The 24854-nt window shown below is 39.5% G+C and carries 27 protein-coding genes; 9 read left to right on the top strand and 18 right to left on the bottom strand.

Annotated features, from left to right (window positions below):
- Nucleotides 1-158 precede the first annotated feature (158 nt).
- Complete coding sequence (gene rpe, locus ABU615_RS01205; protein ID WP_370389034.1) at nt 159-860, bottom strand: ribulose-phosphate 3-epimerase; 702 nt, start codon at nt 858-860, stop codon at nt 159-161.
- 115 nt (nt 861-975) lie between these two features.
- Here rpe and ABU615_RS01200 point away from each other — a divergent pair, with 115 nt between their 5' ends.
- Nucleotides 976-1377 carry a Spy/CpxP family protein refolding chaperone gene (locus ABU615_RS01200; RefSeq protein WP_100140178.1) on the top strand — a complete coding sequence of 134 codons (402 nt, stop codon included), beginning with the start codon at nt 976-978 and terminating at the stop codon, nt 1375-1377.
- Between the two features lie 109 nt (nt 1378-1486).
- Here ABU615_RS01200 and ABU615_RS01195 read toward each other — a convergent pair whose 3' ends face one another.
- The 6 genes from ABU615_RS01195 to dnaB all read right to left on the bottom strand — a co-directional run bounded on the left by ABU615_RS01195 (nt 1487) and on the right by dnaB (nt 6283).
- Nucleotides 1487-1942 (bottom strand): type IV pilin protein, encoded by a 456-nt coding sequence (locus tag ABU615_RS01195; RefSeq protein WP_370389033.1) that lies wholly within the window; start codon nt 1940-1942, stop codon nt 1487-1489.
- 32 nt (nt 1943-1974) lie between these two features.
- Nucleotides 1975-2589, bottom strand: a complete 615-nt coding sequence (locus tag ABU615_RS01190; RefSeq protein ID WP_180296723.1) for a PilX N-terminal domain-containing pilus assembly protein — start codon at nt 2587-2589, stop codon at nt 1975-1977.
- A 36-nt stretch (nt 2590-2625) separates the two neighbouring features.
- Nucleotides 2626-3567, bottom strand: a complete 942-nt coding sequence (locus ABU615_RS01185; RefSeq protein WP_370389032.1) for a PilW family protein — start codon at nt 3565-3567, stop codon at nt 2626-2628.
- The gene (locus ABU615_RS01180) at nt 3567-4043 is read right to left on the bottom strand and encodes a hypothetical protein (RefSeq protein WP_367488388.1); all 477 of its coding nucleotides are present in this window, start codon (nt 4041-4043) and stop codon (nt 3567-3569) included. Before ABU615_RS01180 ends, ABU615_RS01185 begins: the two co-directional genes overlap by 1 nt.
- A gap of 32 nt (nt 4044-4075) precedes the next feature.
- Entirely contained in the window at nt 4076-4786 is a 711-nt protein-coding gene (locus ABU615_RS01175) for a GspH/FimT family pseudopilin (protein WP_267390284.1), read from the bottom strand.
- Nucleotides 4787-4891: 105 nt separating this feature from the next.
- Nucleotides 4892-6283: a replicative DNA helicase gene (dnaB, locus tag ABU615_RS01170; protein ID WP_100140173.1), complete on the bottom strand. Its 1392-nt coding sequence runs from the start codon at nt 6281-6283 to the stop codon at nt 4892-4894.
- A gap of 213 nt (nt 6284-6496) precedes the next feature.
- On the opposite strand from dnaB, the gene ABU615_RS01165 reads away from it, so the two are divergent.
- Complete coding sequence (locus ABU615_RS01165; protein WP_370389031.1) at nt 6497-7081, top strand: superoxide dismutase; 585 nt, start codon at nt 6497-6499, stop codon at nt 7079-7081.
- Nucleotides 7082-7136: 55 nt separating this feature from the next.
- Here the strand turns inward: ABU615_RS01165 and ABU615_RS01160 are convergent, their stop codons facing one another.
- The 10 genes from ABU615_RS01160 to radA form a co-directional block, all read right to left on the bottom strand.
- Nucleotides 7137-7949 carry a MetQ/NlpA family ABC transporter substrate-binding protein gene (locus ABU615_RS01160; protein ID WP_267390283.1) on the bottom strand — a complete coding sequence of 271 codons (813 nt, stop codon included), beginning with the start codon at nt 7947-7949 and terminating at the stop codon, nt 7137-7139.
- 293 nt (nt 7950-8242) lie between these two features.
- A complete protein-coding gene (locus ABU615_RS01155) occupies nt 8243-8911 on the bottom strand; it encodes a methionine ABC transporter permease (protein ID WP_370389030.1) in 669 nt (222 codons plus the stop codon).
- On the bottom strand, nt 8908-9921 hold the full coding sequence (locus tag ABU615_RS01150) for a methionine ABC transporter ATP-binding protein (RefSeq protein WP_370389029.1): 1014 nt from the start codon (nt 9919-9921) through the stop codon (nt 8908-8910). Before ABU615_RS01150 ends, ABU615_RS01155 begins: the two co-directional genes overlap by 4 nt.
- Nucleotides 9922-10100: 179 nt before the next feature.
- Nucleotides 10101-10883, bottom strand: a complete 783-nt coding sequence (locus ABU615_RS01145; protein WP_370389028.1) for a ChbG/HpnK family deacetylase — start codon at nt 10881-10883, stop codon at nt 10101-10103.
- Nucleotides 10876-11289, bottom strand: coding sequence for a GtrA family protein (locus tag ABU615_RS01140; protein ID WP_100140167.1), 414 nt, complete (start codon nt 11287-11289; stop codon nt 10876-10878). The genes ABU615_RS01145 and ABU615_RS01140 overlap by 8 nt, the downstream gene beginning before the upstream one ends.
- Nucleotides 11286-12248, bottom strand: coding sequence for a glycosyltransferase family 2 protein (locus ABU615_RS01135; RefSeq protein WP_370389027.1), 963 nt, complete (start codon nt 12246-12248; stop codon nt 11286-11288). Before ABU615_RS01135 ends, ABU615_RS01140 begins: the two co-directional genes overlap by 4 nt.
- Before the next feature lie 92 nt (nt 12249-12340).
- Nucleotides 12341-13816, bottom strand: coding sequence for a glycosyltransferase family 39 protein (locus ABU615_RS01130; RefSeq protein WP_370389026.1), 1476 nt, complete (start codon nt 13814-13816; stop codon nt 12341-12343).
- A 176-nt stretch (nt 13817-13992) separates the two neighbouring features.
- Nucleotides 13993-14643: a fumarylacetoacetate hydrolase family protein gene (locus ABU615_RS01125; RefSeq protein WP_370389025.1), complete on the bottom strand. Its 651-nt coding sequence runs from the start codon at nt 14641-14643 to the stop codon at nt 13993-13995.
- Nucleotides 14644-14788: 145 nt separating this feature from the next.
- Nucleotides 14789-15106 carry a putative quinol monooxygenase gene (locus ABU615_RS01120; RefSeq protein WP_370386325.1) on the bottom strand — a complete coding sequence of 106 codons (318 nt, stop codon included), beginning with the start codon at nt 15104-15106 and terminating at the stop codon, nt 14789-14791.
- A gap of 82 nt (nt 15107-15188) precedes the next feature.
- Nucleotides 15189-16568: a DNA repair protein RadA gene (gene radA, locus ABU615_RS01115; protein ID WP_370389024.1), complete on the bottom strand. Its 1380-nt coding sequence runs from the start codon at nt 16566-16568 to the stop codon at nt 15189-15191.
- Nucleotides 16569-17129: 561 nt separating this feature from the next.
- Between radA and putP the strand changes: the two genes are divergently transcribed.
- The 5 genes from putP to secF all read left to right on the top strand — a co-directional run bounded on the left by putP (nt 17130) and on the right by secF (nt 22723).
- Nucleotides 17130-18617, top strand: coding sequence for a sodium/proline symporter PutP (gene putP / locus ABU615_RS01110; RefSeq protein WP_370389023.1), 1488 nt, complete (start codon nt 17130-17132; stop codon nt 18615-18617).
- Between the two features lie 121 nt (nt 18618-18738).
- Entirely contained in the window at nt 18739-19413 is a 675-nt protein-coding gene (radC, locus tag ABU615_RS01105; protein WP_100140161.1) for a DNA repair protein RadC, read from the top strand.
- A 125-nt stretch (nt 19414-19538) separates the two neighbouring features.
- Nucleotides 19539-19838, top strand: coding sequence for a preprotein translocase subunit YajC (gene yajC, locus ABU615_RS01100; RefSeq protein WP_100140160.1), 300 nt, complete (start codon nt 19539-19541; stop codon nt 19836-19838).
- A gap of 89 nt (nt 19839-19927) precedes the next feature.
- Entirely contained in the window at nt 19928-21781 is a 1854-nt protein-coding gene (gene secD, locus ABU615_RS01095) for a protein translocase subunit SecD (RefSeq protein ID WP_100140159.1), read from the top strand.
- 6 nt (nt 21782-21787) lie between these two features.
- Nucleotides 21788-22723: a protein translocase subunit SecF gene (gene secF, locus ABU615_RS01090; RefSeq protein ID WP_267390273.1), complete on the top strand. Its 936-nt coding sequence runs from the start codon at nt 21788-21790 to the stop codon at nt 22721-22723.
- Nucleotides 22724-22913: 190 nt separating this feature from the next.
- Here the strand turns inward: secF and ABU615_RS01085 are convergent, their stop codons facing one another.
- Nucleotides 22914-23558, bottom strand: a complete 645-nt coding sequence (locus ABU615_RS01085; protein WP_370389022.1) for a hypothetical protein — start codon at nt 23556-23558, stop codon at nt 22914-22916.
- Nucleotides 23559-23739: 181 nt separating this feature from the next.
- Here ABU615_RS01085 and ABU615_RS01080 point away from each other — a divergent pair, with 181 nt between their 5' ends.
- Together ABU615_RS01080 and ABU615_RS01075 are read left to right on the top strand one after the other, a co-directional pair.
- A complete protein-coding gene (locus ABU615_RS01080) occupies nt 23740-24096 on the top strand; it encodes a Spx/MgsR family RNA polymerase-binding regulatory protein (RefSeq protein WP_367488442.1) in 357 nt (118 codons plus the stop codon).
- Between the two features lie 20 nt (nt 24097-24116).
- Nucleotides 24117-24854, top strand: coding sequence for a UDP-2,3-diacylglucosamine diphosphatase (locus ABU615_RS01075; protein ID WP_367488444.1), 738 nt, complete (start codon nt 24117-24119; stop codon nt 24852-24854).

Below are 24854 nucleotides of genomic sequence, written 5' to 3'. Positions count from 1 at the left end.
TATTTCAATTGCAAATTGAGAGTAAAAGCAGTCTGCTATAAAAGGACTGCTTTTTCATAACCTACTGAATATATAAAATTAAATGTTAATATATAAAATTAACAATCATATGGCAATATAAACATAAATTATTAACATATTAATTTTATGCGATTTAATTAGATTCGACCTTCTTTAGCTAATTGTTCACGCATTGCCGATATTTGTTTGCCATAATCCTCAAACCCAAATATAGCAGAACCAGCAACAAAAGTATCAGCCCCTGCTTTTGCTATTTCAGCAATATTATCTATCTTAACACCCCCATCCACTTCAAGACGTATATAGCGTCCATTATTATTGGCATATGTATCAATTATAGAGCGAACTTGTCGAATTTTTTCTAAAGTCGAAGGAATAAAACTCTGACCACCAAATCCCGGATTCACAGACATCAGTAATATTACATCCAATTTGTCCATTACTTGCTCTAAAACATATACTGAAGTAGCAGGATTTAAAACCAACCCAGCCTTACATCCTGCTACTTTGATCAGAGATAAACTTCTGTCCACATGCTTAGTAGCTTCAGGATGAAAAGTGATAATATCTGCCCCAGCGTTAGCAAATGCATTGATCATATCGTCTACTGGCTCTACCATCAAATGCACATCTATAGGAACAGAAGCATAGGGTTTAATAGCCTGACAAACCATGGGTCCAAATGTCAGATTCGGTACATAATGATTATCCATTACATCAAAATGTATCCAGTCTGCACCTGCGTCAATAACGGCTTTTATTTCATTTCCCAGAAAAGCGAAGTTTGCAGACAATATACTGGGTGCAATAAAAAAATCAGGCTTTTTTAAGTTATTCATAAATAAAAGACTCCAAGTATATAATATTCTTTACGCAAGTTTACGGCCATTATATGTGCTTGACTGCTAATGAAGTATACTCATATTGTCCGATGGAAATTAAAGGGAGAACACAATGGTAGCACTTTGCTGGCAAAAAATAGTACGCTATTGTACCGGCATTGCACTATTCGCATTCACTTGCTCTACTTTTGCTTCTGGACAGGTTAATTGTGATGTCCGCAAGCTAGAACTAACACAAATGCAAAAAGCCAGACTTAGATTTATCAGAATGCAGTATAAACGAAATCAGGATACCAACTTACAACGCACTGCAAACAACAAACGTAAAAATGAACAATTAAATCAGATTCTGATGCAACCCAAATTTGATGAAGCTGACGCCAAACGCTATGTTTTAAACCATTATATGCCGCGGATGCAGCAAGACGTAGATGAATTAAAAGTTCAACATGAATTTTTACAGGTTTTAAATCGGCAACAACGTCTTAACTGGATAAATAACTGTTTGCGCTGAAATTATAAATATACATTTGTTTAAATATCAATAGCAAGAATATATCTGAGATATTTATTGTTATCCATTAATATATTAGTATTAAAAAAATTTTAGCATTCGCTTTTAATTATTGTTTTTTACATTCAGGGCTTCCAGATGGATCACTTATATTACTGATGTCTTTATTATCACAAATATAAGTACTTGAATCACTGCTCATCCAAATGGATTTTTTTAAATTTATTCCCCCTTTTGGTTCAGCATATAGATGAAAATCACTGCAATTATCGGTACTATCACAAACTCCGGCTATTGTATATTTCCTATCCACGTTAGTATTTTTACCAACATGATTTTTAATTGCTTCGTCTATATTTGACTTTTGTATATTACTATTAAACAAACTCAGTTTTTGCTGGGCAACATCTTGATTGATTATAATCAATGTAGAAGTAGCATCTGCTAAATCTGCTTTTTCTATATAGTTATCATAGGCCGGTAAAGCAAAAGCTACCAGTATTCCCATAACAGCTACTGCGATAATAAGTTCTATTAAAGTAAAACCATTATTATATTTTCTCATGCATCTGCACCAATTATAAAGTTTATATCTTATCAAAAATCATATAAAGATGCCTGAATGGTTTCCTCAACAATGCTAGTAGTGCTATCATTTTTTCCCCAACCTTTGGCCGTAATTCTAAATAAATATATACCAACACCTGCATTTTTATCGGGTCCCAGATATTCAATGACATATCTAGATTTTACGTCTTGATTTTGTGGTGAGGAAGGAGTGGTATTATCTGGTTGAACTTTGGTTGATGGATCTTTATTGTCTTTGCCATCTACATTTGAAAAAACATTTGATCGTTTCCAAACATCCGGCAATTCACCGCAATTCTTTTCAACAGCAGCTAAAACACTTAATACTGCGGCTGCATCAATCCCATTAGCTGCACATAATCCATCTTTACAATCACATGAAAATATTTGTTGTGTTTTCAAACCTGGCCATTTACTAATTCTATCTTCTGCTGCTTTCAAACCAATCTGAGCATTTTGAAGAGCAAGCTGATGATCGCTATCATTAGCACTGGTTCGAGTATCCATTGATGTGCTTTGCATCGTAGCTACAACCAGAAATGCAATAACAATCATCATTATCAGAACTAGAAATAATGCAAATCCAGACTGTCTGGTTTGTAAGGATCTATAATCGATTTTCATGTCAGATGTCATATTCCAGAATAGTTTATCTGTAAATTATTTACCACTTGTACAAACTTCACCCTGTCTAACACTTGCATTGATTTCATAATCTATTTCAGTATTATTTGTACTTGTGCTTGTCAAATTTGGATTTACACTAAGTGTAGTTTTAATCATTACCGGAGGGTGCAAAAAATCCAAATCCAAATCTTGTTTATGGCTAATATTTGGTTCTAACGGCTTCATTTGTCCTGCTTCAGATGCACTTGAAGCAGCTGAAGCCTCCGAAGCTTTGTGAATAAGTGGACATTCTGAATCTTTATGTGCATCATAATAAAAATCATATTTGGCTTTTACGACATTACTCACGATCAACTCTGGAGCACTCCACATTTGATTAATGTAATTTATACGATAAAAACCGGGCTTAGAATCAAAAACTGTCGTCCCTACCAAATAAACAACCCCACTTACAGCTTCACCAAGTTTTTCATGCTCACCCAGTTTTTTAATGTCAGTATTGCATTGGCTAGCAAGAATATTATTGGCTAATTTATCATTTATAAACGTAAGTACTAAAGGTTTGCTTCCTGCTACAGGTGTGACACCAATATCTTTAGTGAATGTAGTAGATAAATATTGTTTATTATTAGAGTTGGTGAATGCTCCAGAAAAAATGTCATTTAATTCATTAATATCAGGGGGATTCATACAGCTAAAATTAGCTAGCTGACGCATATCACTTCGTATAACATTCGAAGCATTACGAACATCTTGTTCATAATTTATCCGTGTCTTAACCTGCTCTTTTAATTTATAAGTTGCTAGAAAGGTTGAGCTTGCTGCTAGTAACACAATAATACTGATTGCCGTTGCCACCATGAGTTCAACCAAGCTGAACCCTTGCTGTCTGACTAGAAAATTCTTTGGTTCAGGCTCTATATGGGATTTTCTCATCAGTACAATCCTAATATTTTTATTTAATGTTTTTTTCATTATTGGCCTGCAGTTAGAGTATACGAAAAGCTATTATTATTAACATTATTATTCTTATCGTTTTTGTCCAGTGCCTGACCACTCCAAGAAACATCTATTTTACCATTTCGAATAGTACAGGAAGTTATTTGTGCATTAGTTAAATGAATATTTAAACGATTATTACAGTTGGCATCATCAAAATTTGAATAATCTTTAGCTATATATAATATTTTATTTTTATTTTCATCTAATTTTTCTTTAAGGGAAATTCTGGCTTCTGAATTCATTAGTTCGATATAATTTTGCACTGCTCTTGTTACTTCTCCTTGGTTTGCAGCATTAATTGAAGTATGCACCGCTGTAATCTGAGCCAGCATCAATGCCAACACACCAAATGACAATACAAACATAGCCACAATTGCTTCTACAATTGTAGAACCATTTTGTTTCTTTAATTTATGTAATGAATATACAACTAAATGGCTTTGATTCATAAACTTATCCAAATATTTTCATATTAATCATTTTAGTTAAATAATTGAGAAGTACAAATCTGAGTATTTGAAACCGAATCATTCCCAGATTTTCCATAACAGGCAATCGGCTTACCGCTTGGTGTTATTATGATTCGTCTTTTAATGTCTTCGTATTTAGCATCAGTAACTTCTAACGCTACACTGGATTGCCCTATATCCCAATTAGATGAATTTTTGCCATTACCTAATCCAAACTGACCATTTGGCATGAAAGCCAGCATTTTGGATTCTGCAATTTCGTCTTTACAATCAGCCTTGCCATTTTTACACACACCCCAATGCATTTTAACTTTGATTTTATTTATATTATCATCATAATTCTGATTTAAAGCTACCGTGCGTACTGATGTATCTTTAGAGGCATTATACGCACCATCTAAATCATTATCACTGAACGCAATAAAACCTTGCCATTTTGTACCATTTTCATAATCGCCAAAATTTACACAAGTATTAGAAGTAGAAGTATTTTTTCTAATTAATGTGGGGCAGATTAAAACTGGAGTATTAGTACGTATAGCCTCAGCTCTGGCAAACTGAAACATTGCAAGTAATTGATCAGCACGGTTATAAGCTCGATGGGAAGCAACCAAATGATTCATAGCTGGTAAGGCTACAGCCGCAAGTATGGCTGTAATTGCTATAACGATTAACAGTTCTATCAAGGTAAAACCAGCATTGCTTGGTTTGGATGAAACCATAATTCAACCCTAAAAGTGCCCAAATTAAGTTAATATGGAATTATTTTCGTATAATTTTACAACATTTCACTGGTTTATGACTATTTTTCTGGCTTGAAAACTGAACTATTCATCAAAATAACCTTCAGGCATGGCCGCATTGTCAAATTTAGTAAACTGACCTTGAAATGTCAGATGCACTTTCCCTGTTGGACCATTACGGTGTTTACCGATAATACATTCTGCCAATCCCTTAAATTGGCTGTCTGGATGGTAGTATTCATCACGATACATAAACATAATCAAATCAGCATCCTGCTCAATTGCGCCTGATTCCCTTAAATCTGACATCATGGGTCGTTTATCTGTTCTTTGCTCAACTGTACGTGATAATTGTGACAATGCGATGATGGGCACCTGGAGCTCTTTAGCTAAGGACTTAAGAGAACGTGAAATTTCTCCTAATTCTGAAGCTCGGTTATCTGAGCGTCCAGAGCCGGACATTAATTGTAAGTAGTCAAGCACGATGAGACCCAATTTACCCCCTTGCTGTCTGGCAAGACGTCGCGCACGTGCACGTACTTCTAATGCAGTCAAACCTGGGGTTTCATCAATAAACATAGGAGCATCAGTAAGTTTAACTACTGCATCGTTAAGTTTACCCCAGTGTTCATCCTGCAACTGTCCGGTTTTAAGTACACTTTGGTCTACTCGCCCTACTGAACCAAGCATACGCAGAACCAGCTGTGCTCCACCCATTTCCATTGAAAAAACCGCAACCGGCAATTTTTCTGCTATAGCTACATGTTCTGCAATATTCAAAGAAAAGGCCGTTTTACCCATAGACGGGCGTCCGGCTACAATAATCAAATCCCCCGGCTGTAGGCCAGAAGTCATTTTATCCAGATCAATAAATCCAGTTGACACTCCAGTAACATCGTTTTTATTGTCCCGTGAATATAAATAATCAATCCTTGTAACAACTTCTTTCAATAACACCGGCATGGTTAAAAAACCCTGCTTCGACCGTGCGGTAGATTCTGCTATCTGAAATACGCTATTTTCGGCTTCATCAAGCATCTGTGCAGCATCTTTACCCTGCGGACTATAGGCTGAGCGAGCTATCTGTGTCCCTACCTGTGCCAGCTGACGCATAATAGAACGCTCCCGAACTATCTCGCCATATCGGCGAATATTAGCTGCAGAAGGTGTATTCTGAGCTAATGTAATTAGGTACTCAAGGCCGCCAGCTGCATCAAGCTCTTCTCTTCGTTGCAGCTCTTCCTGCACGGTAATGACATCTGCAGGACGGGAAAGCTCAACCAGTGTTTTTATACCCTTAAATATAAGCCGATGTTCATGACGATAAAAATCATTTTCATCGATTACATCCGCGATTCGGTCCCAGGCACTGTTTTCCAACATTAAACCACCCAGAACAGACTGTTCAGCCTCCATTGAATGTGGTGGAACGGCCAGCTGACTGATTTCTTCGTTGTTTATATTGTTTTCTTCCATATATTCTTACTTTAATAACTTTTTTTTCAATTTTACCATTAAGACCATGCTTATTTGCCGCAGATGAGAGCAGTGTATTACAATATTAACGAACCATATAAAGGTTTAAGGTGAGTTAAACGTTCTATATATTTGCAAATAGATATCATTTGCCTGAACGATAGACGCACTGTAAAACACAAACTAACCACTCTATCAGAAGGAATCGCAACCATGGAACATAAATTACCAGTTTTGCCTTATGCTTTAGATGCATTAGCACCTCATATTTCCAAAGAAACCATGGAATATCACTACGGTAAGCATCATCAGACTTATATCACTAATATGAATAATCAGATTAAGGGTACTGAGTTTGAAAATATGCTACTTGAAGAAATTGTTAAGAAATCTTCAGGCGGTTTATTCAATAATGCTGCACAATCATGGAATCACACATTTTACTGGTTTGGTTTTGCACCCAAAGGCGTGGCACTAACTGAAAATGGAGCCTTGGCACAGGCCATCAATGCTAAATGGGGCAGTTTTGATGCATTTAAAGAAGCGTTTGATAAAGTAGCTGCCGGAACATTCGGTTCTGGCTGGGCTTGGCTGGTAAAAACACCGGCAGGTGAATTGGATCTGGTATCAACCAGCAATGCGGCCACTCCATTGACAACTGATAATAAACCTTTGCTGACATGTGATGTATGGGAACATGCTTATTACATTGATTATCGTAACAGCCGTCCTAATTACTTAAGCAATTTTTGGGAAATTGTTAACTGGAGCGAAGTTGAAAAACGCTTTGCAGCCTGATACAAAAATAAAAAAACTGCCTTAATTTAAGGCAGTTTTTTTATGGATTCCTGTTTCAGTTTTTTTCTCCAGGAATATACCAGTAGTGCTTGGTGTTATGAGTTTGCATATATTGCTTGAAATCATTTGAATTATATGCAGCCTTTACTGCTTGAGCCCATGGTTTTTGCACATTATCTGACCTTACAGCAACTACCAGTTCAAATGAAGGGACAATGTCTTCCTGAAGCAATGCCAGATCAGGATTAATTTTAGCTGCATAGGCTCTGCTTCCAGGAATAACTGAATAATCGAAATCAGACAAAGTGCGAGGAATATTTCCCGGATCCAGTTCAGTAATATTCAGCTTATAGGGATTTGATTTAATATCATTTTTGGAAATCATACCTGGATTAGATAAGGGGCTTAGAGTAATCCATCCTGCTTTGGCTAACAATCGGTATGCTCGTGCAGCATTTGCCGGATCATTAGGTACAGCAATTGCACTCCCATTTTTTATTGCTTGTAGATTGGTATGGCGTTTGGAATAGATTGCTGTAGGTACGGTGGGTATATGAGTTAATGCTACCAAATTAGCCTTTTTATTTTGGTTAAACGCATCCATATAGGCAGTATGTTGATCAACATTGATGTCGACACTACCTTGCTGCAAGGCAATGTCTGCCTGCATCAAATCTGAAAAATCAATTTGCTTAATTTGATAACCCTGTTTTTCCAGTATTGGCTTGATGGCATCAAGAAACAACTGGCTATAGGGTCCGGGCGATGTGCCGATAACAATCTGTTTAGTACTGCTCTGTTCTTGCTGGCATGCAACGAGTGCCAGACATGTCACAATTAATATCAAAAAATACTTTATCAGTTTCATACCATTTGTTCCGATTGTGGGTAATTTAAAATTTCATTTTATAAAATAATATCTTTTTATTTTTGAATGGAAATTAATAACATTAATTGATTCCGTGAAAAAAAATTTGTTTTACTCTGCAATTCCTATTTGCTCGCTGATGAATATATCGAGCATAGGTTTTACTCAGAATAAAATTAGTCTGTATATTCTCTTGAATAGCAGCAATGATAATAGAATAGTTATCTACTAACCAAAGAACGTAATTTTATAAGGTTATAATTAAAAAAGACGGCTTTAAGCCGTCTATAAGGTTAATTTTTTTTGGCTCTGGCCGCCAGCCAGTTACCCAAAGTCTGAATGATTTGTACGATTAATACCAACACGATAACAGTAACGATCATAATTACATAATCAAAGCGCTGATAACCGTAATTTACTGCCAAATCACCAATCCCCCCTCCTCCTACTGTTCCGGACATTGCTGTGGCATCAATTAAACCAATCAACGCTGTGGTTAGGGCAAGAAGTATTGATGGCATCGCCTCTGGTAATATAAAGTAGCGAATAATCTGAAAATTTGTGGCACCCATTGATTGAGCTGCTTCGATAATTCCTGCGGGCACACTTAATAATGAATTTTCTATTAGACGAGCAATGTAGGGTGAAACAAATATTATCAACGGAATAATCATTGCTTTAGTGCCAATAGATGTATGAATAAATATACTGGCAACCGGCAAGACACATATCAACAAGATGATAAAAGGTAATGAACGGACAATATTTATAATGATATTTAGCAGGTTATACAAAATAGGTTTAGGCCACACGCCACCCTGACGTGTCAGCAACAGCAAAACGCCTATTGCAGTACCCAGTATTGAACCGAGTACAAAAGAAATGCTGACCATATTAAAAGTCTGCAATAAAGCTGTACCAAACTGGTCAGCTGTTAGTGAGGTATCCATCCAATGATTCATACACCACCTCTTTCAACCTTAACGCCTCTTTCCTGCAAAAACGCCACTGCTTTGTCAACATCTGTTTCTGTGCCATTCATCTGAATAAACATGCTACCAAGCACAACGCCTCCTATTTCACGCATATTGGCAAAAAGAATATTGATTTCTACCAGCTGCTTCAAAATTAGCTCATTAACAACAGGTTCTCTGGCTGAATCACCTAAAAATTCTAATCTAAATATATTGTCTTGTTCTGTCAGACTCTCTAATACAGCTTCTGGTATTTCTGCATTGATAACGGTACTAACAAATTTTTTGGTTGTTTCTTGCTGAGGTGCTGAAAAAATATCCAGTACAGAACCTTGCTCGATAACTTGACCTTTCTCCATTACCGCTACTTTATTGCAAATAGAACTTATTACTTCCATTTCATGGGTAACCAGTAAAATTGTAATATTGCGTTCACTGTTGATTTGTTTTAATAATTTTAAAATAGAAAGGGTTGTCTGTGGGTCTAGCGCTGAAGTAGCTTCATCGCATAAAAGTATAGAGGGTTCAGTAATTAGAGCACGTGCAATGCCAACGCGCTGTTTTTGTCCGCCGGACAATTGGCTGGGATAACTCGCTTTTTTGCCGGACAAATCAACATAAGAAAGCATGGCTTCTACTCGACGCTCAATTTCTTCCTTATTTATGCCCTGTAAAACTAATGGAATGGCAATATTCTGAGCAACAGTTTTGGATTCTAGCAAATTGAAATGCTGAAAAATCATGCCAATTTTTTTCTTGTGCGCACGTTGTGCCTTCACATCCAGCTTATTTAAATCAACACCATCTACTTTAACGATACCTGAAGTAGGTTTTTCCAGTTGATTAACCAGCCGGATTAAACTGCTTTTGCCTGCTCCACTCCAGCCGATCAACCCGAAGATATCACCGGTATCTACAGTAAGATTGATATCATTTAAGGCATGTACTTGCTGTTTGTTTTTGATATAAGTTTTTTTTATATTTTCAAATATGATCATAACGACCCTTAATAACCCTGAGCGACTTCTTCCTGTTTATATATGTGAAATGCGATACAAATAGTGTACTTGATATATTATGAATGTGCAGAGGGATTCACCCATGCCAAAGGCTAAAAAATGCAAGTATACTGTAAATAGTAGTGAAACTGGCTAGAATTGTGATATTAAAATAAAGTTTACTGAAGAGTTTGGCTTTGTAGCAATGTTTGCCAGTTTGCCTTTTGACATTGATGCTGCTTCCAGCACAAAGCAAATGCTTCGCTTTTCAGCCACAACCATTCTGTTTCACGCGCCGCTTTAATCTCATCGGTCCAAAATTTGGATGGTACAGCCGGATGGCACATGATAAGCAAACCACTATCAGAAGCACTTGCCAACCATTCATTCCATTTAAACTCTAGTATCTGTCTGTCAGCTTTGAAACTGTAAATACCAGCAAAAGCATAATTGTGCGGTATATGTACACTTTGTAAAGATTTATCCAATTTTGAGCCGCCTAGGGCATGAATTATCTTAGCTTTTAAATCTCGTTGCGTGGTTTTTGTACTTCGAATAGCAATTGTATTGTCGTAACGTCGCAATAATGTATTAATCAAAACGGAACGTATCTGCGGAAACTGATGGACATGTTGATGGCCGTCCACAAAAACTGGTTTCGCGCCGATTTTATCTTCAAATAAATCCAGTTGTTGATTGATTGCATCCTGTATTTTGTTTTGTTTCCATCCATGCAGATAGGATTTGAATAATACTCGTTTTAGACCATCCGAAGCCGCGAAACCGGTTAAATCAAAGTGCAGGCCTATATCGATGTGATGCCTTTTGAGCTCAGCCACCTCATCTGGTGCAATTGTCCCAAGACTCATAAAACTGCTAGCCTGTATACGTTGCATCTCCGCTAAGCGCAGAACGGCTTCATTAACAGCTGGAGACAGCCCCAAATCATCAACATTAATCATGACTGGTTTCATGGCTTACTTTCTCGTTAAAGGCCCAAAACTTACCCAGTAAAAAAGATAATACCATTACGATTGCGGTTACAATAAACCACAACCACCAGTAGGCCTGATTTCCAAACCAATTGATTCCGGCCATAAACAGAATCTGATTTAATGCAAATCCCGTCAAGGAACTGCAAAACCAGCGCCAGAGTGCCTGCAGCCAAGTATAGCCTGTTTGGCTGAATGTAAAATGATAGTGGCCGACAAAGCTAACCACGAATCCACATAAAAAGGCCATTGGATTAGCGATTACAGGCAACAGTTTTGCATACTGTACGAGCAGTACAAGACAGGAAAAGTGCGTTGCCGCAGCAGCTGAGCCTACAACAACAAACCACAAACCCTGTTTAGATAATGATTTCATTTTTGGTCGCGACTGTCCCACACTTTGTCCACCAGATAAAGCGGCCGTTGTTTCACTTCTTCATAAATACGGCCTATATACTCACCAATCACCCCCAGACAAACCAATTGAATGCCTGCGGAAAACATTATTCCCGCAGCCAGTGTAGGCCAGCCGGCAAGATCTTTGCCAAAAAACAGGGTATCACCAACGATGTATAGTCCGTATATGATGGCCAATAAAGAAAGAATCAGACCCATACGTGAAATCCAGCGCAAGGGTCGTTGTGAAAACGAAGTGATTCCAACAAGAGCCAGCTCAAACAGACTAAAATAATTAAATTTACTCTTTCCTGTCTTTCGCGGAGAAGCCTGAAATGGGATATATAGAGTGGAAAAACCTACCCATGCGTACAACCCTTTCATAAATCGCTGGCGCTCCGGGAGTTGCAATAAAGCTTGAACAACACGTTGCTTCATCAAACGAAAATCGCCCGCATTAGGGGTCAGCTCATAACGGTGCGTATCCTGCATGAAATGATAAAACCCATTTTTTAATGTCCGGATTAACAGGCTTTCGTGTTCTCGCGAGGTTTGTACTGCTGCCACTACATCCACATCTCTGGTATGCATTAAGTCCAGCATTTCCTTCAGCACAACTATTGGATGCTGTCCATCTGCATCCATCATCGTCACTAGCTCCCCCTGAGCTTGTGCCAATCCAGCAGTAAGTGCTGCTTCCTTACCAAAATTGCGCGAAAATTGTATTAGTCGCAAAGCTGTATTTTGAGGAAGCTGTTCTTTGAACTGCTTATAAGCAGCACTTAAATGGTCTTTACTACCATCATCAACTAGTATCACTTCACAAACTTGCTCCTGCTGTCCAGTAAAAGAAAATAACTCTGGCAAAAAACGTTTTACCGCTGCTGCATCATTGTATATTGGTAAAATAATACTCAAACCAATTCTATTTTTTTCCATTTAATTTACCTCGCAGGCTAATACCAAAGCAAATAGCTCAAATTCTGAGTAAATAATAGCCAATTTTCATGCTATAAAAAATATACCTGTTGTTATTTAAGACATTTTTTAGGTATATAAGCCTGCCAGATTACTTTCAGCGGTTCGCGCTCAGGTAATTTTGTCCATTTTATAAACCATTCTCCTTGTTTCAACACCACATCAGGCTGTTGATTTAGTGTTTGCAACCATGGCAGGTTTGGCTGCTCATTAGCCGGCCATATTGCTAAAGTTCCATGCTGATGGAAGCGTTCAGCGTTCATCCATGGTGAATAGGCCGCATTACCAGAAACCATCACCGAAGGTGAAAATTCAGAATAAGAAGCCACTAGTAAAACAATCCAGTCTGAACCCGTAACACTATCCAGTTTACATGAAGAAAACGTTTGCCACTGCATATCTGCTTGTGTAGCCAGAGCTTGCTGCGGCCAGTCCATACGTGAGGGTTTATGACGTATGCGTGCACCAAATTCAACATAGATAGCCATCAATATAGTAACAAGCAATGCCCAGATAGCAATGCCTTTGAGCAAGGAGTATTTTTTAAGCGTAAACACCTGTTCAGGAATCAGCGCAACTATAATCAATCCGGAAAGACCCCACATCGGCATGCCCCACATGTCGCGCAAACCTAATCCAAAAATCAAACCAGCACCAACAAGTAACAGCGTCGGCATCAATCCCATCCATAATAGGAACCGCCAGTCTGACTGATGAAGAATTTGTGCTGGTGTACTCAAGCTCAGGCGTGTCCGATTACAAAGCAATATCAGCAATAGTGGAAGATGATTGATTATCTGTGTCCCCAGATAGCCCAATGCAGCCAAATGGCCACTGCGACTGGCATCTTCAGCAGAACGGGCTGAAGCATAAGTTAACGGTAACCAATCATGCTGTGTCAGCCAATATACATTCGGAGCAAATACCATCAAAGCCAGAAGCATTGCCAGCCAAGGTTTCGGTGAACACCACAAGCGGCGGCAAGAAGTGCACAAGGAATACAGCAGCATGGTAAAAATCAATACTGCCACTGTGTACTTCACCAGCATACCGGCACCGGCTATAAATCCAAATATTAACCAATAGCGCCAGTGATTTTTTCGTGTCGCAAGATAAAATGTATAAACCAGCCCCAACCAGACTGGCATTTGTGCGATATTATGATTAAATTCTAATGATGGCCAAGTATAATAAAACACAGCCAATAAAAACAAACTGCCTAAAAAAGCTCTGGCCGGACTCATCAGCTCACGTCCAAACAAATAGGCCAACCAAAGGCTTAAAGCTATAGTGCACTGGCTCAGAATATAGGGACCAATGTGTCCAAAAAGATTATAAAAAGAATATAAAACCCAGCTTGAAAGAGGTGGATGCTTATAATATCCCCATTGCCATTCTCGACCCCAGTAAATACCTTCAGGTACGTCCAATGGATAGCTGGCGGAAAGTATAAATGGCAGTACTGCCCAAATAATAAAATAAAGTGCCAGCCACCAAGGCAATCTGACTGAAAACGGTTTGCTTGACATGGAAAGTTTTAGTTTTTGGAAACCTACTATTATAAGGGTATTGAAAAAAATAGGGGTAAATGGAAAACACAAACCCTGCGCTGAGCAATGATCGGATGCTGATTACTTAAAATCCGACAGAAAGCTTAAGCGCAACTGGACAACCAATTGCGCTTAAATATCTCCAGCTAGATCATCTACGCCACTTGAAATTTAACTGAAATTTTTTCCGGCCAGATTAATTCCAATTCATCTCCAGATTTAATGGCTGCAACACCTGACGGTGTACCTGTATAAATAATATCACCAGCCTGTAAGCCATATACACGTGATAAATAACTGATAATTTGGCAGCAAGTAAACATCATATCACCGCTGTTTCCACGCTGACGTATCTGCCCATTAACCTTTAAATAGAAATCCTGCTGCTGAATATCATTAATTTTATCGGCAGCAATGAAGGATGAAATACATGCAGCAGTGGGAAAACCTTTAGCTTTCTCCCAAGGCAAACCTTTCTCCTTTAACTTACTCTGCACGTCACGTGCTGTTAAATCCAAACCAATTGCATATCCGCCCACAAAATCTAAAGCGGTATCTTCCCCAACATCTTTAACGTCTTCTTTAATGTAAATTACTAGTTCACATTCGTGATGCACATCCTGACTATATGCAGGCAGTATGATGTTTTCTCCAGCCTGTACCAGTGCAGAAGTGGGTTTCATAAATACCACGGGTTCTTCAGGTTTAGCATTATGCAATTCTTTTACATGTTCGGAATAATTGCGACCGATACAAAAAATATTACTTACAACAGCCTCTTGGCCCTCGATCTGAATGGTTTTCAATCTCGTGTCCCCATAAAATATCGTTCAGTCTGATAAAGCTATCGGTTGGATTCTTACAGCTTTACACATAAAAAAACCAGAATATTGAAAACTGATTCTGGCTTTATTATGAGCGATTACATAGTTAATTACCGCCTAAACCGACTTAAAAACTGGTAATTTCACTCAATTTTAACAACTGCATAGGTTCTTTTAAATAAGGTTCTACAGTTTTAATCAAATTTTGAAAATGAGCAGTTTGTCCATGCTCGTTAATGGCTGCTTCATCAGCCCAGCATTCCACAAATACAATACGGTTTTTTTTATCAAGATCTTTATTAGCTGTATAAAATACATTGCCCCGTTCCTGACGTGACATTTTCACGCATTGCTCAACCGCTGCTGAAATGTTCGGCCATGCATCTGCTTTCAATTCCATTGTAGCTACAAGCTTGATGGGATTTGACATAATTTTTATCTCCATTTTTTATAACCAATACCATTTAAAAATAATATTTATCACTAACAAGACTATTCCTTTAATCGTATTCTGGCAAATATAATCATCAATTGCGCCGGCTGGCATCCACTCCTTCCTGTACCGAATTGACTCCAATAATCGTTAACCCTGGAAAATCTGCTGCTCGTTTCGGACAATTGGCTACCGGCACAATTGCATGAGTAAACCCCAGTTTTTCTGCCTCTCGTAAACGCTCCTGGCCACGAGGCACAGGACGAATCTCTCCGGATAAGCCCACCTCGCCAAATACAATCAGCTTTTCCGGCAACGGACGGTTACGATGGCTTGATAACATAGCCAGTATTACAGCCAAATCAGCAGCCGGTTCGGTAATTTTTACACCACCAACCGCATTTAGAAACACATCCTGATCATAGCAAGCAATACCTGCATGACGATTAAGCACAGCCAGCAGCATTGCCAGCCGCTCCTGTGCTAGTCCCACCGTTAAACGTTTTGGCGCAAAACCATGCGCATCATCTACCAATGCCTGAATTTCCACCAGCAATGGGCGTGACCCTTCCTGAGTAACCAGCACACAGGAGCCGGGAACATCATCACGGTAGCTGGATAGAAACAAAGCAGATGGATTAGATACCCCTTTGAGCCCTTTTTCAGTCATAGCAAATACGCCTAACTCATTGGCAGCACCAAAACGATTCTTAATCGCACGAATCATGCGATAATTAGAGTGAGTTTCACCCTCAAAATACAAAACCGTATCCACCATATGTTCTAAAACACGTGGACCGGCTATTGCACCATCCTTAGTAACATGTCCTACCAGCAGCATACTGATGCCTTGCTGCTTAGCTAATCTGGTTAGCTGAGCGGCACATTCGCGTACCTGAGAAACAGATCCAGGTGCAGAAGTAATGCTGTCAGAATACATGGTTTGAATTGAATCAATTACTACTACTTTTACTTTGGGATTCAGACGTGCTATAGCAGCGCTTATGGCCTCAACACGGATTTCTGCCAGTAAGTGCACCCTATCCGCTTGGATACCAAGTCGTTGAGCCCGTAAAGCCACCTGTTGCGCAGATTCTTCACCGGAAACATACAGTACTGACTCTTCTTCAGCCATTAAAGCAATTGTTTGCAACAGTAAAGTAGATTTACCTATGCCGGGATCTCCACCCAGCAAAATAACAGCACCATCCACCAGACCTCCGCCAAGTACCCTATCAAGCTCATTCATACCAGTAGGCGTACGCTGGACTTCCACTGCGCTTACCTCTGCCAGTAACTGTACTGCAGACTGACCAGAGGCCCATGATTGAAAGCGGCTATTGCCACTAGCAGCAGGCAGAACTATCGTTTCTTCTAGCGTATTCCATTCACCACAGTGCGGACAACGACCTTGCCATTTTGGCGATTGACCACCGCAACTGCGACATTGAAACTGAGTTTTTTGTTTTGCCATTATTTCTTTCCGATAACCCGCTTAGAATAGAAAACCATTTTAAGAATTTAAATATTCCTGCTTTTGCCATTACCTAATGCGAAAAACTCAACCATTACAAGCCTTATTCATGCCTCATATAAATAGAATCTAATGATTTTTGATAAACAACAATATTTATATCTACATTGCCAGATTAAAAACTTTATCAGCGTATCTGAATAAATCGTCACTGCTGGCATAAAGTTGAAACTATCTAAAAATATCCGAATAGCTTTTCAATCTATATAATGAGAAATTGGGATGGCGGATATACAAAATAATTCTCAAGAGTATATATATGTAAAGTATTATATACTTCTGGTATTGAACCTATGCAGGATAAATTGAAACTATCCGGATGCACATAATCAGTGTCCAATAAAACAATGGTTATCACATTGCTCTGATTTTACTATCTGTATCTTTTGCAGACATATAATCAATTCTGTAAATTATTTCAAATAAACCTCCTGATTTTAGGCATATTACCTTTACCAAAACTGATATCATATTCCATATACATAAACAGGTTTTAAAAAAATGTCCTTACCAATGATTGTCACCTTTGCAGTGTACATAGTAGGAATGATAGCGATTGGATTTTTTGCATATCGTTCAACGCAAAATTTCGGCGATTATATTTTAGGTGGACGTCGAATTGGCAGTATTGTTACTGCACTCTCAGCCGGTGCTTCAGATATGAGCGGCTGGCTGCTAATGGGTCTGCCGGGAGCTGTATTTTTGTTTGGTATATCACAAAGCTGGATAGCCATTGGCCTGATTATCGGAGCGTATTTAAACTGGTTGCTGATTGCTGGTCGTCTCCGAGTATTTACTGAAATTAATCATAATTCTCTGACACTGCCAGATTATTTTGCACGCCGTTTTGATGACAATAGCTCTTTACTACGTATTATCTCAGCGCTGATCATTCTTATCTTCTTTACCATTTACTGTGCTTCAGGGGTAGTTGCCGGTGCCAAACTATTTGAAAGCACCTTTGGAATGAGTTACGGCTGGGCTATGCTGGCAGGAGCGGGTGCGACAATCATTTATACTTTTGTCGGTGGTTTTTTAGCTGTAAGTTGGACAGATACTATTCAAGCCAGTCTAATGATGTTTGCTTTGGTTTTAACACCTATTATGGTAATAATAAATGCCGGCGGTCTTTCGGATTCAATTGCCTATATTCACTCCTTAAACCCTGACTACACTAATTTATTTGCCCATATGGATTTGGTTGCAATTGTTTCTTTGCTAGGCTGGGGTCTGGGCTATTTCGGGCAGCCACATATTCTTGCCCGCTTCATGGCTGCTGACTCACATAAAGTGATGAAAAATGCCCGTCGCATCAGTATGACATGGATGGTTTTATGTCTGGCTGGGGCGGTTACCGTTGGCTTTTTCGGCATAGCCTTTTTTGCCCGACATCCTGAACTGAATTATCTAGTTAGCCACGGTAAACATGAGCGTATTTTCATCGAACTGTCAAAATTGCTTTTTAATCAATGGATAGCTGGCATCATCTTAGCCGCCATACTCGCTGCAGTAATGAGTACCCTGAGTTGCCAATTACTAGTTTGTTCCAGCGCCCTCACTGAGGATTTCTATCGCGCTTACTTTAGACCTAAAGCAAAGCAAAGAGAGCTAGTATGGGTAGGACGAAGCATGGTGTTACTGGTTTCAGTCATTGCCATCGTATTAGCAATTAATCCGGATAACAGCGTGCTGGATTTGGTCAGCCACGCATGGGCCGGCTTTGGAGCAGCTTTCGGACCAATCATAATTTTTTCAGTATTCTGGTCAAGAATGACACGTAATGGCGCTTTGGCCGGTATGATTACAGGTGCGATAACCGTACTTTTGTGGATCAATTTCAAGTGGTTTAATATTTATTCGCTTATCCCGGGCTTTCTGCTTGCTTCAATAGCCATTGTGCTATTCAGCCTGTTTGATAAAAAACCAAATCAATTGATACAAAATCATTTTAAACAAGCACATGATCGTTATCATAGCAATATGGATTAAATTACAATCTCGCATATAAGGATTTAAACATAAGATACCCTAACCAACACAACAGCAAATCAATTTATTTTATTACAAAGTTATATTATGATTTCGTCTTTAAATGACATAATCGTAAAAAATGAGTATCAAACACTGGCCTAAACACGATCGTCCAAGGGAAAAACTGCTCAAGCAGGGTGCCAGTGCACTCAGCGATACAGAATTATTGGCTATATTATTGCGTACAGGAACGAGGGGGAAAAGTGCCGTTGATTTGGCACGAGAGCTAATTGCCAAAACAGGCAGCCTGCGTGCTTTACTTGAGGCAGACTGTCAGCAAATTTGTCAGTACCATGGCATGGGTGTGGCCAGTTATACCCAATTTGCTGTTATTCGTGAAATCAGCCGACGCATGCTGGCAGAAGAAATACATTGCCGTCCGGTTTTCACCCAGCCTGAAACAGTCGCAGATTTTCTACGTTTGCTTATAGGGCATGAAAAAGTAGAAGTTTGCGTGGCCTTACTACTAAACCAGCGCAATGAGCTAATGCATACCATTGAGCTTGCCCGGGGTACCATCAATGAAGCCAGAGTATATACGCGCGAAGTAGCTGCTGCTGCCTTGAGCCACCATGCAGTATCAATTATTCTGGCACATAATCACCCTGGCCAATCAACTATGCCTTCTTCAGGAGATATCCAGCTTACTCGTCAGATTAAAGCAGCACTTAACCTTTTGGATATCCGCTTGCTCGACCATTTTATCGTCACTGCAGAAAAAACCACATCCATGGCAGTATTAGACCTGCTGTAACCAGCATAAGCATATGAATCTAAAGATTCAGACAATACATTGTACAAAACTGGATAAAATCATCATTGCAGATTACAATAACGGGTTTAATAGTGTTATTTACCTGAATCACACGGAGTAAGCCCATGATTGATTTTGCTTATGCTGCCAACACTGCCGGTACACAAAGTAGCCTGATGCAGTTTTTACCTCTCTTATTAATTCTAGTTGTATTTTATTTTCTGATTATTCGTCCGCAGCAAAGCAAACATAAAAAACATCAGCAGATGTTAACTGAGCTGAAAAAAGGCGATAAAGTAGTTACACTGGCTGGAATGGTCGGCAAAATTACTAAAGTAAACGATCAATACTTCACCATTGAAATCGCACCGAAAGTAGAAGTTGAATTTGAGCGCAATGCCATCAGTGGCAAGGCACCAGAATAAAGCCTGTTATCTGCCGCAACGTTTCAGTTGCGGCCTTTATTTTCTTTACTTATATTGAAAAACAACAGTCTGCAAGTAAGGCAGCAAATATGAATCGTTATCCTTTATGGAAATATCTGCTTATCATCGTCACCATAGTTTTGGGGCTGCTCTATACCATACCAAACTTTTTCGGCGAGATACCAGCAGTACAAATCTCTACCAACCGTCAAGCTATTACAATTAACGAGCAGACTGAAAACACGGTTAAACAAGCACTGGCAGCTGCACATATACAGCATCAGGGTATGTTTATTACCGATGGTAGTCTAAAAGTTCGTTTCAGCGATACAGAAACTCAGCTTAAAGCACGTGATGCCATTGCCTCTCAATTTGGAGATGGCTATATAGTGGCTTTAAATCTGCTGGCCAACACGCCTGAATGGATGGAAAAAATTCACGCCAAGCCTATGTTTCTAGGGCTAGACTTGCGCGGCGGTGTGCACTTTACCATGCAGGTAGATATGGAATCAGCCGTAGACAAGACCTTAGACAGCTATGCCGGTGATATTCGTCGTCAACTGCGTAAACTACAAATTCGCAGCGGCAATATTGTTAAAAACGGACAAACACTGACCATCCCTTTTCAATCAACCAGTGACGCCAACAATGCAACATCTGGTCTGAAAAAATATCTCAACGATGCCACACTTACTCAAAACGGTGACCGTCTAATCGTCAGTCTGAGCAATACTGCGCTGGCTAGAATCCGCACTGATGCAGTGACCCAAAACATCAATACCCTTCACAACCGTGTTAACGAGCTAGGCGTGGCAGAACCTGTCATTCAGCAGGCAGGCCCTGACCGAATTGTCGTACAGTTACCAGGTGTACAAGATACAGCTAAAGCCAAAGATATCATTGGCCGTACCGCCACCCTGCAAGTGCGTATGGTGAGTGACGATCCAAATCTTTATCAGCAGGCACTTCAAGGACACAATCCGGATGGTTATGAACTATTACCTTCTGCTGGTAATGGTGCACCCACATTGGTGAGCAAGCAGGTTGAACTAACTGGCGATAACATTAATGATGCACAAGCTAGTTTCAATGACAGAGGGCAACCCGGAGTCAGTGTGAACTTTGACAGTACCGGTGCAAGCATTTTCGCAGACCTTACCCGAAATAATGTTGGTAAGCGCATGGCCATGGTACTTATTGATCAAGGTAAAGCCGAAGTTATTACTGCACCGGTAATTAATGAACCTATTCCGGGTGGCAAAACTATTATTTCAGGCAACATGAGCATAGCCGAAGCCAATGATACTGCCCTGCTGCTGCGTGCTGGTTCTCTGGCTGCGCCAATGAAAATTATCGAAGAACGTACCATTGGTCCGTCACTGGGTAAAGAAAACATCAGCAAGGGATTTCACTCTACATTATGGGGTTTTGTAGTAGTTGCAGTATTCATGATGCTCTACTATCGCATGTTTGGCCTGTTTTCAGTGATTGCCCTTTCTTGTAATCTGCTGTTTCTGATTGCTATTCTGTCTGCAATGCAAGCCACACTTACCCTGCCGGGCATCGCCGCTATCGCCCTGACACTTGGTATGGCAATTGACTCGAATGTATTAATTAATGAGCGTATTCGAGAAGAATTGCGCCATGGAAATACACCGCAGATATCAATCAATGCCGGTTATGATCATGCATGGCACACAATTGTAGACTCAAACATCACTTCACTGATTGCTGGTCTGGCTCTGTTGATTTTTGGTTCCGGCCCCATACGTGGGTTTGCTGTAGTGCACTGTCTGGGGATTCTGACTTCAATGTATTCCTCTGTGGTAGTTTCACGTGCCATTGTAAATCTATGGTACGGCCGCAAACGTAAATTAAAAACCCTATCCATCGGCCACATCTGGATTGCTGATAATGCCCCTACCAGTAAAAACAAGGCTTAAATAATTATGGAATTTTTCAAAATCAAACGTGACATTCCGTTTATGAGCTATGGCAAGCTAACAACGGCGATATCACTAATTACTTTTATTCTGGCTGTTTTTTTTCTGGTAACACGCGGATTGAACTTTTCAGTTGAGTTCACTGGCGGTACCGTAATGGAAGTGGAGTTTCAGCAGAGTGCGGATTTAAACAAGATTCGCACTGAGCTGGACGGACTAAAACTGGGTGAAGTTCAGGTACAGGCGCTTGGTACCAATAAACAACTTATGATTCGCTTACCCAACAAAGCTAATATGTCCTCCGCTCAGTTATCTAATCAGGTAATGGATCTGCTTAAACAGCATCAGGAAGGCGTAAGCTTACGACAGGTTGAATTTATCGGCCCACAGGTAGGTGAAGAGCTGGTAACACATGGGCTGCTTGCTCTGGGTATGGTTGTTCTAGGCATCATTATCTATTTATCCATGCGCTTTGAATGGCGTTTTGCCGTATCCGCCATCATTGCTAATATGCACGACGTGGTTATTATTCTGGGTTGTTTCGCTTTATTTCGCTGGGAATTTTCACTTACTGTACTAGCAGGTGTTCTGGCTGTGCTTGGTTATTCAGTGAACGAATCAGTAGTGGTATTCGACCGTATCCGCGAAAACTTTCGCAAACCCCATATGCGCGGCAAAAGTGTACCGGCAATCATTGATAATGCTATTACCGCCACCATGAGCCGGACAGTTATTACGCATGGTTCTACCGAAGCGATGGTTATTTCCATGCTCGTTTTTGGCGGAGCGGCACTGCATGGATTTGCCATGGCCTTAACTATTGGCATTGTATTTGGTATCTATTCTTCAGTACTGGTAGCCAGTCCGTTACTGCTGATGTTTGGTTTGAACCGACAAAATCTGGTTAAACCACCTAAACGTAAAGAAGAAGCCGTAGTATAAGTACTAAACAACTACCATTGTTATTATCGTGTAAAAATCTCCAGATTAAATAAAAATCTGGAGATTTTTAATATCCGTAAGTGCCAAACCAAAATTTAATCTATATGCGTAATGCCAGATAACCAATTATCTAACTTTTCAAACAATTAATCAGTGAAAATCCATTTGCATTCTATTGATTTTATTACAATCAATGTAGTGCACGTTCATCCTTCCAACCTTTATCAGTCAAGACTAAAACCGCAGCACGCCGTTGTGGTTCCTGTAAAGATTTCCACCAGTTTTCATCAGTGGTTTTAATCAGATTTTCAGCCCATTTTTCCGGAACCAACTTGGCATCATAAATCACCTTGGAAATAGTCATACCATTGGCTGGTGTGGGTTCAGTAAAGAGCACAATTTTATCTACCTTTTGTGTACCAAGGCAAAGCAGACTACCCTGAGCACTGTTGAGCACATTAGCTTCACCCTTGCTGGTCCGGTAATACACTGCCTGTGGAATATCTGGTCCACCATTTACAGTTAATGTGACATCTTTCCCTTGTTCGTATAAATCTGCATCTGCCAGAATATCCATTTGTTTCAGGGCTGTTTTATTGACTTTCTCTCCATCACTGTTTTTTCTGGCAATCCGAATTTCCTTATTTCCCAGAGTAATCATATTATTAATTCCACCCTGAGCGTTGTCTAATACCAAATTTACCGCCAGACATACCTTATCATTTTTGCCAAATTCATTAATTGCATCTGTAAAATTACTATTACTCGCCTCTTGTCTGCCACTACAGGCGGCCAGTAGCAGGCTGGCGGCAAATAATAAACTGATTTTTTTCATACCGTCTTTCCTCATAAAATAATATTTTTGCACTGATTTAAGCATACTGCCAATATGCCAGATTAGCAATGCAGACTCTATATCGTGAGTTTAAAAACAATCTGCATGCAACAAACCAACACTTAAGCTCGTCAGAGCAAACCGGTATAATATTCGTCTGTACATTTACATGGTCTTAATTATGAGTATTCGGATATATGGTATCAGCCAATGTAATACGGTAAAAAAAGCGCGTCAGTGGCTACAAGAGCATGAAATTGATGCTGAATTTATCGATTTCAAAAAAACACCTCCCACAGCTTCAGATATCCAATTTTGGCTGACACAAATACCTAAAGAAACCCTTGTTAATCGTAAAGGTACCACTTGGCGTAAATTAAGTGCCATCGATCAGCAGGATGCACTCTGCAGCAATGAAGCGGCCATACAGCTGATGATGAATCAACCTTCAGTAATCAAGCGTCCTGTATTAATAAATAATAAACAACGCGTACTTGTTGGCTTCGACGCAGCAAAGTACACTGAATTTTTAGCCTGATATTATTAAATCGACAAACCATGAACACCACTATTTTTATTTCAGACTTACATTTATCAGAACAAACTCCGCCATTAAATAAACTTTTTCAGCGCTGTTTACAACAATGGCAGGGAAATATTGATGCCTTATATATTCTGGGAGATTTTTTCGATGTATGGATTGGCGATGATGATGACAGTGATTTTATCCGCACCATCAAAAAAGAGCTGAAAGAATTTACTGCCAGCACGCCGATTTATTTTATTCATGGCAATCGTGATTTTCTGCTGGGAGAAAAATTTTCCGCTGAAAGCGGTATCCAGCTATTAAATGCACCACAACAAATTAATCTTTATGGTCATGATTATATTATCATGCATGGAGATGAGCTATGTACCGATGATGTAGCCTATCAGCAATTTCGTATGCAGTCACGTAATCCATTATGGCAGATGGCCGTATTAAGTAAACCCATAGCAGAACGGAGATTACTGGCCGGACAAATTCGTCAAATGAGTGAGACACGTAAAAATAATGAAGGTAAAAGTGAAATCTCTGATGTCACTGAAGGTGCCATCCAACAACTAATGGAAAACCATGCTCAAGATACCTTACCAACGCTGATTCATGGCCACACTCACCGTCCTGCCGTACATGAATCTAAACTGAATAATCAGTTATTCAAACGTTATGTTATACAAGACTGGGCTGAAAATTATGGAGGCTATCTCGCTGTCGATGCTAATGGTGTTCATGTACATGAACTTAAACTTTAA

Source organism: Snodgrassella alvi (assembly GCF_040741455.2).
Taxonomy (GTDB): Bacteria; Pseudomonadota; Gammaproteobacteria; order Burkholderiales; family Neisseriaceae; genus Snodgrassella; species Snodgrassella alvi_E.
This window is presented reverse-complemented; position numbering and strand designations above follow the sequence as displayed.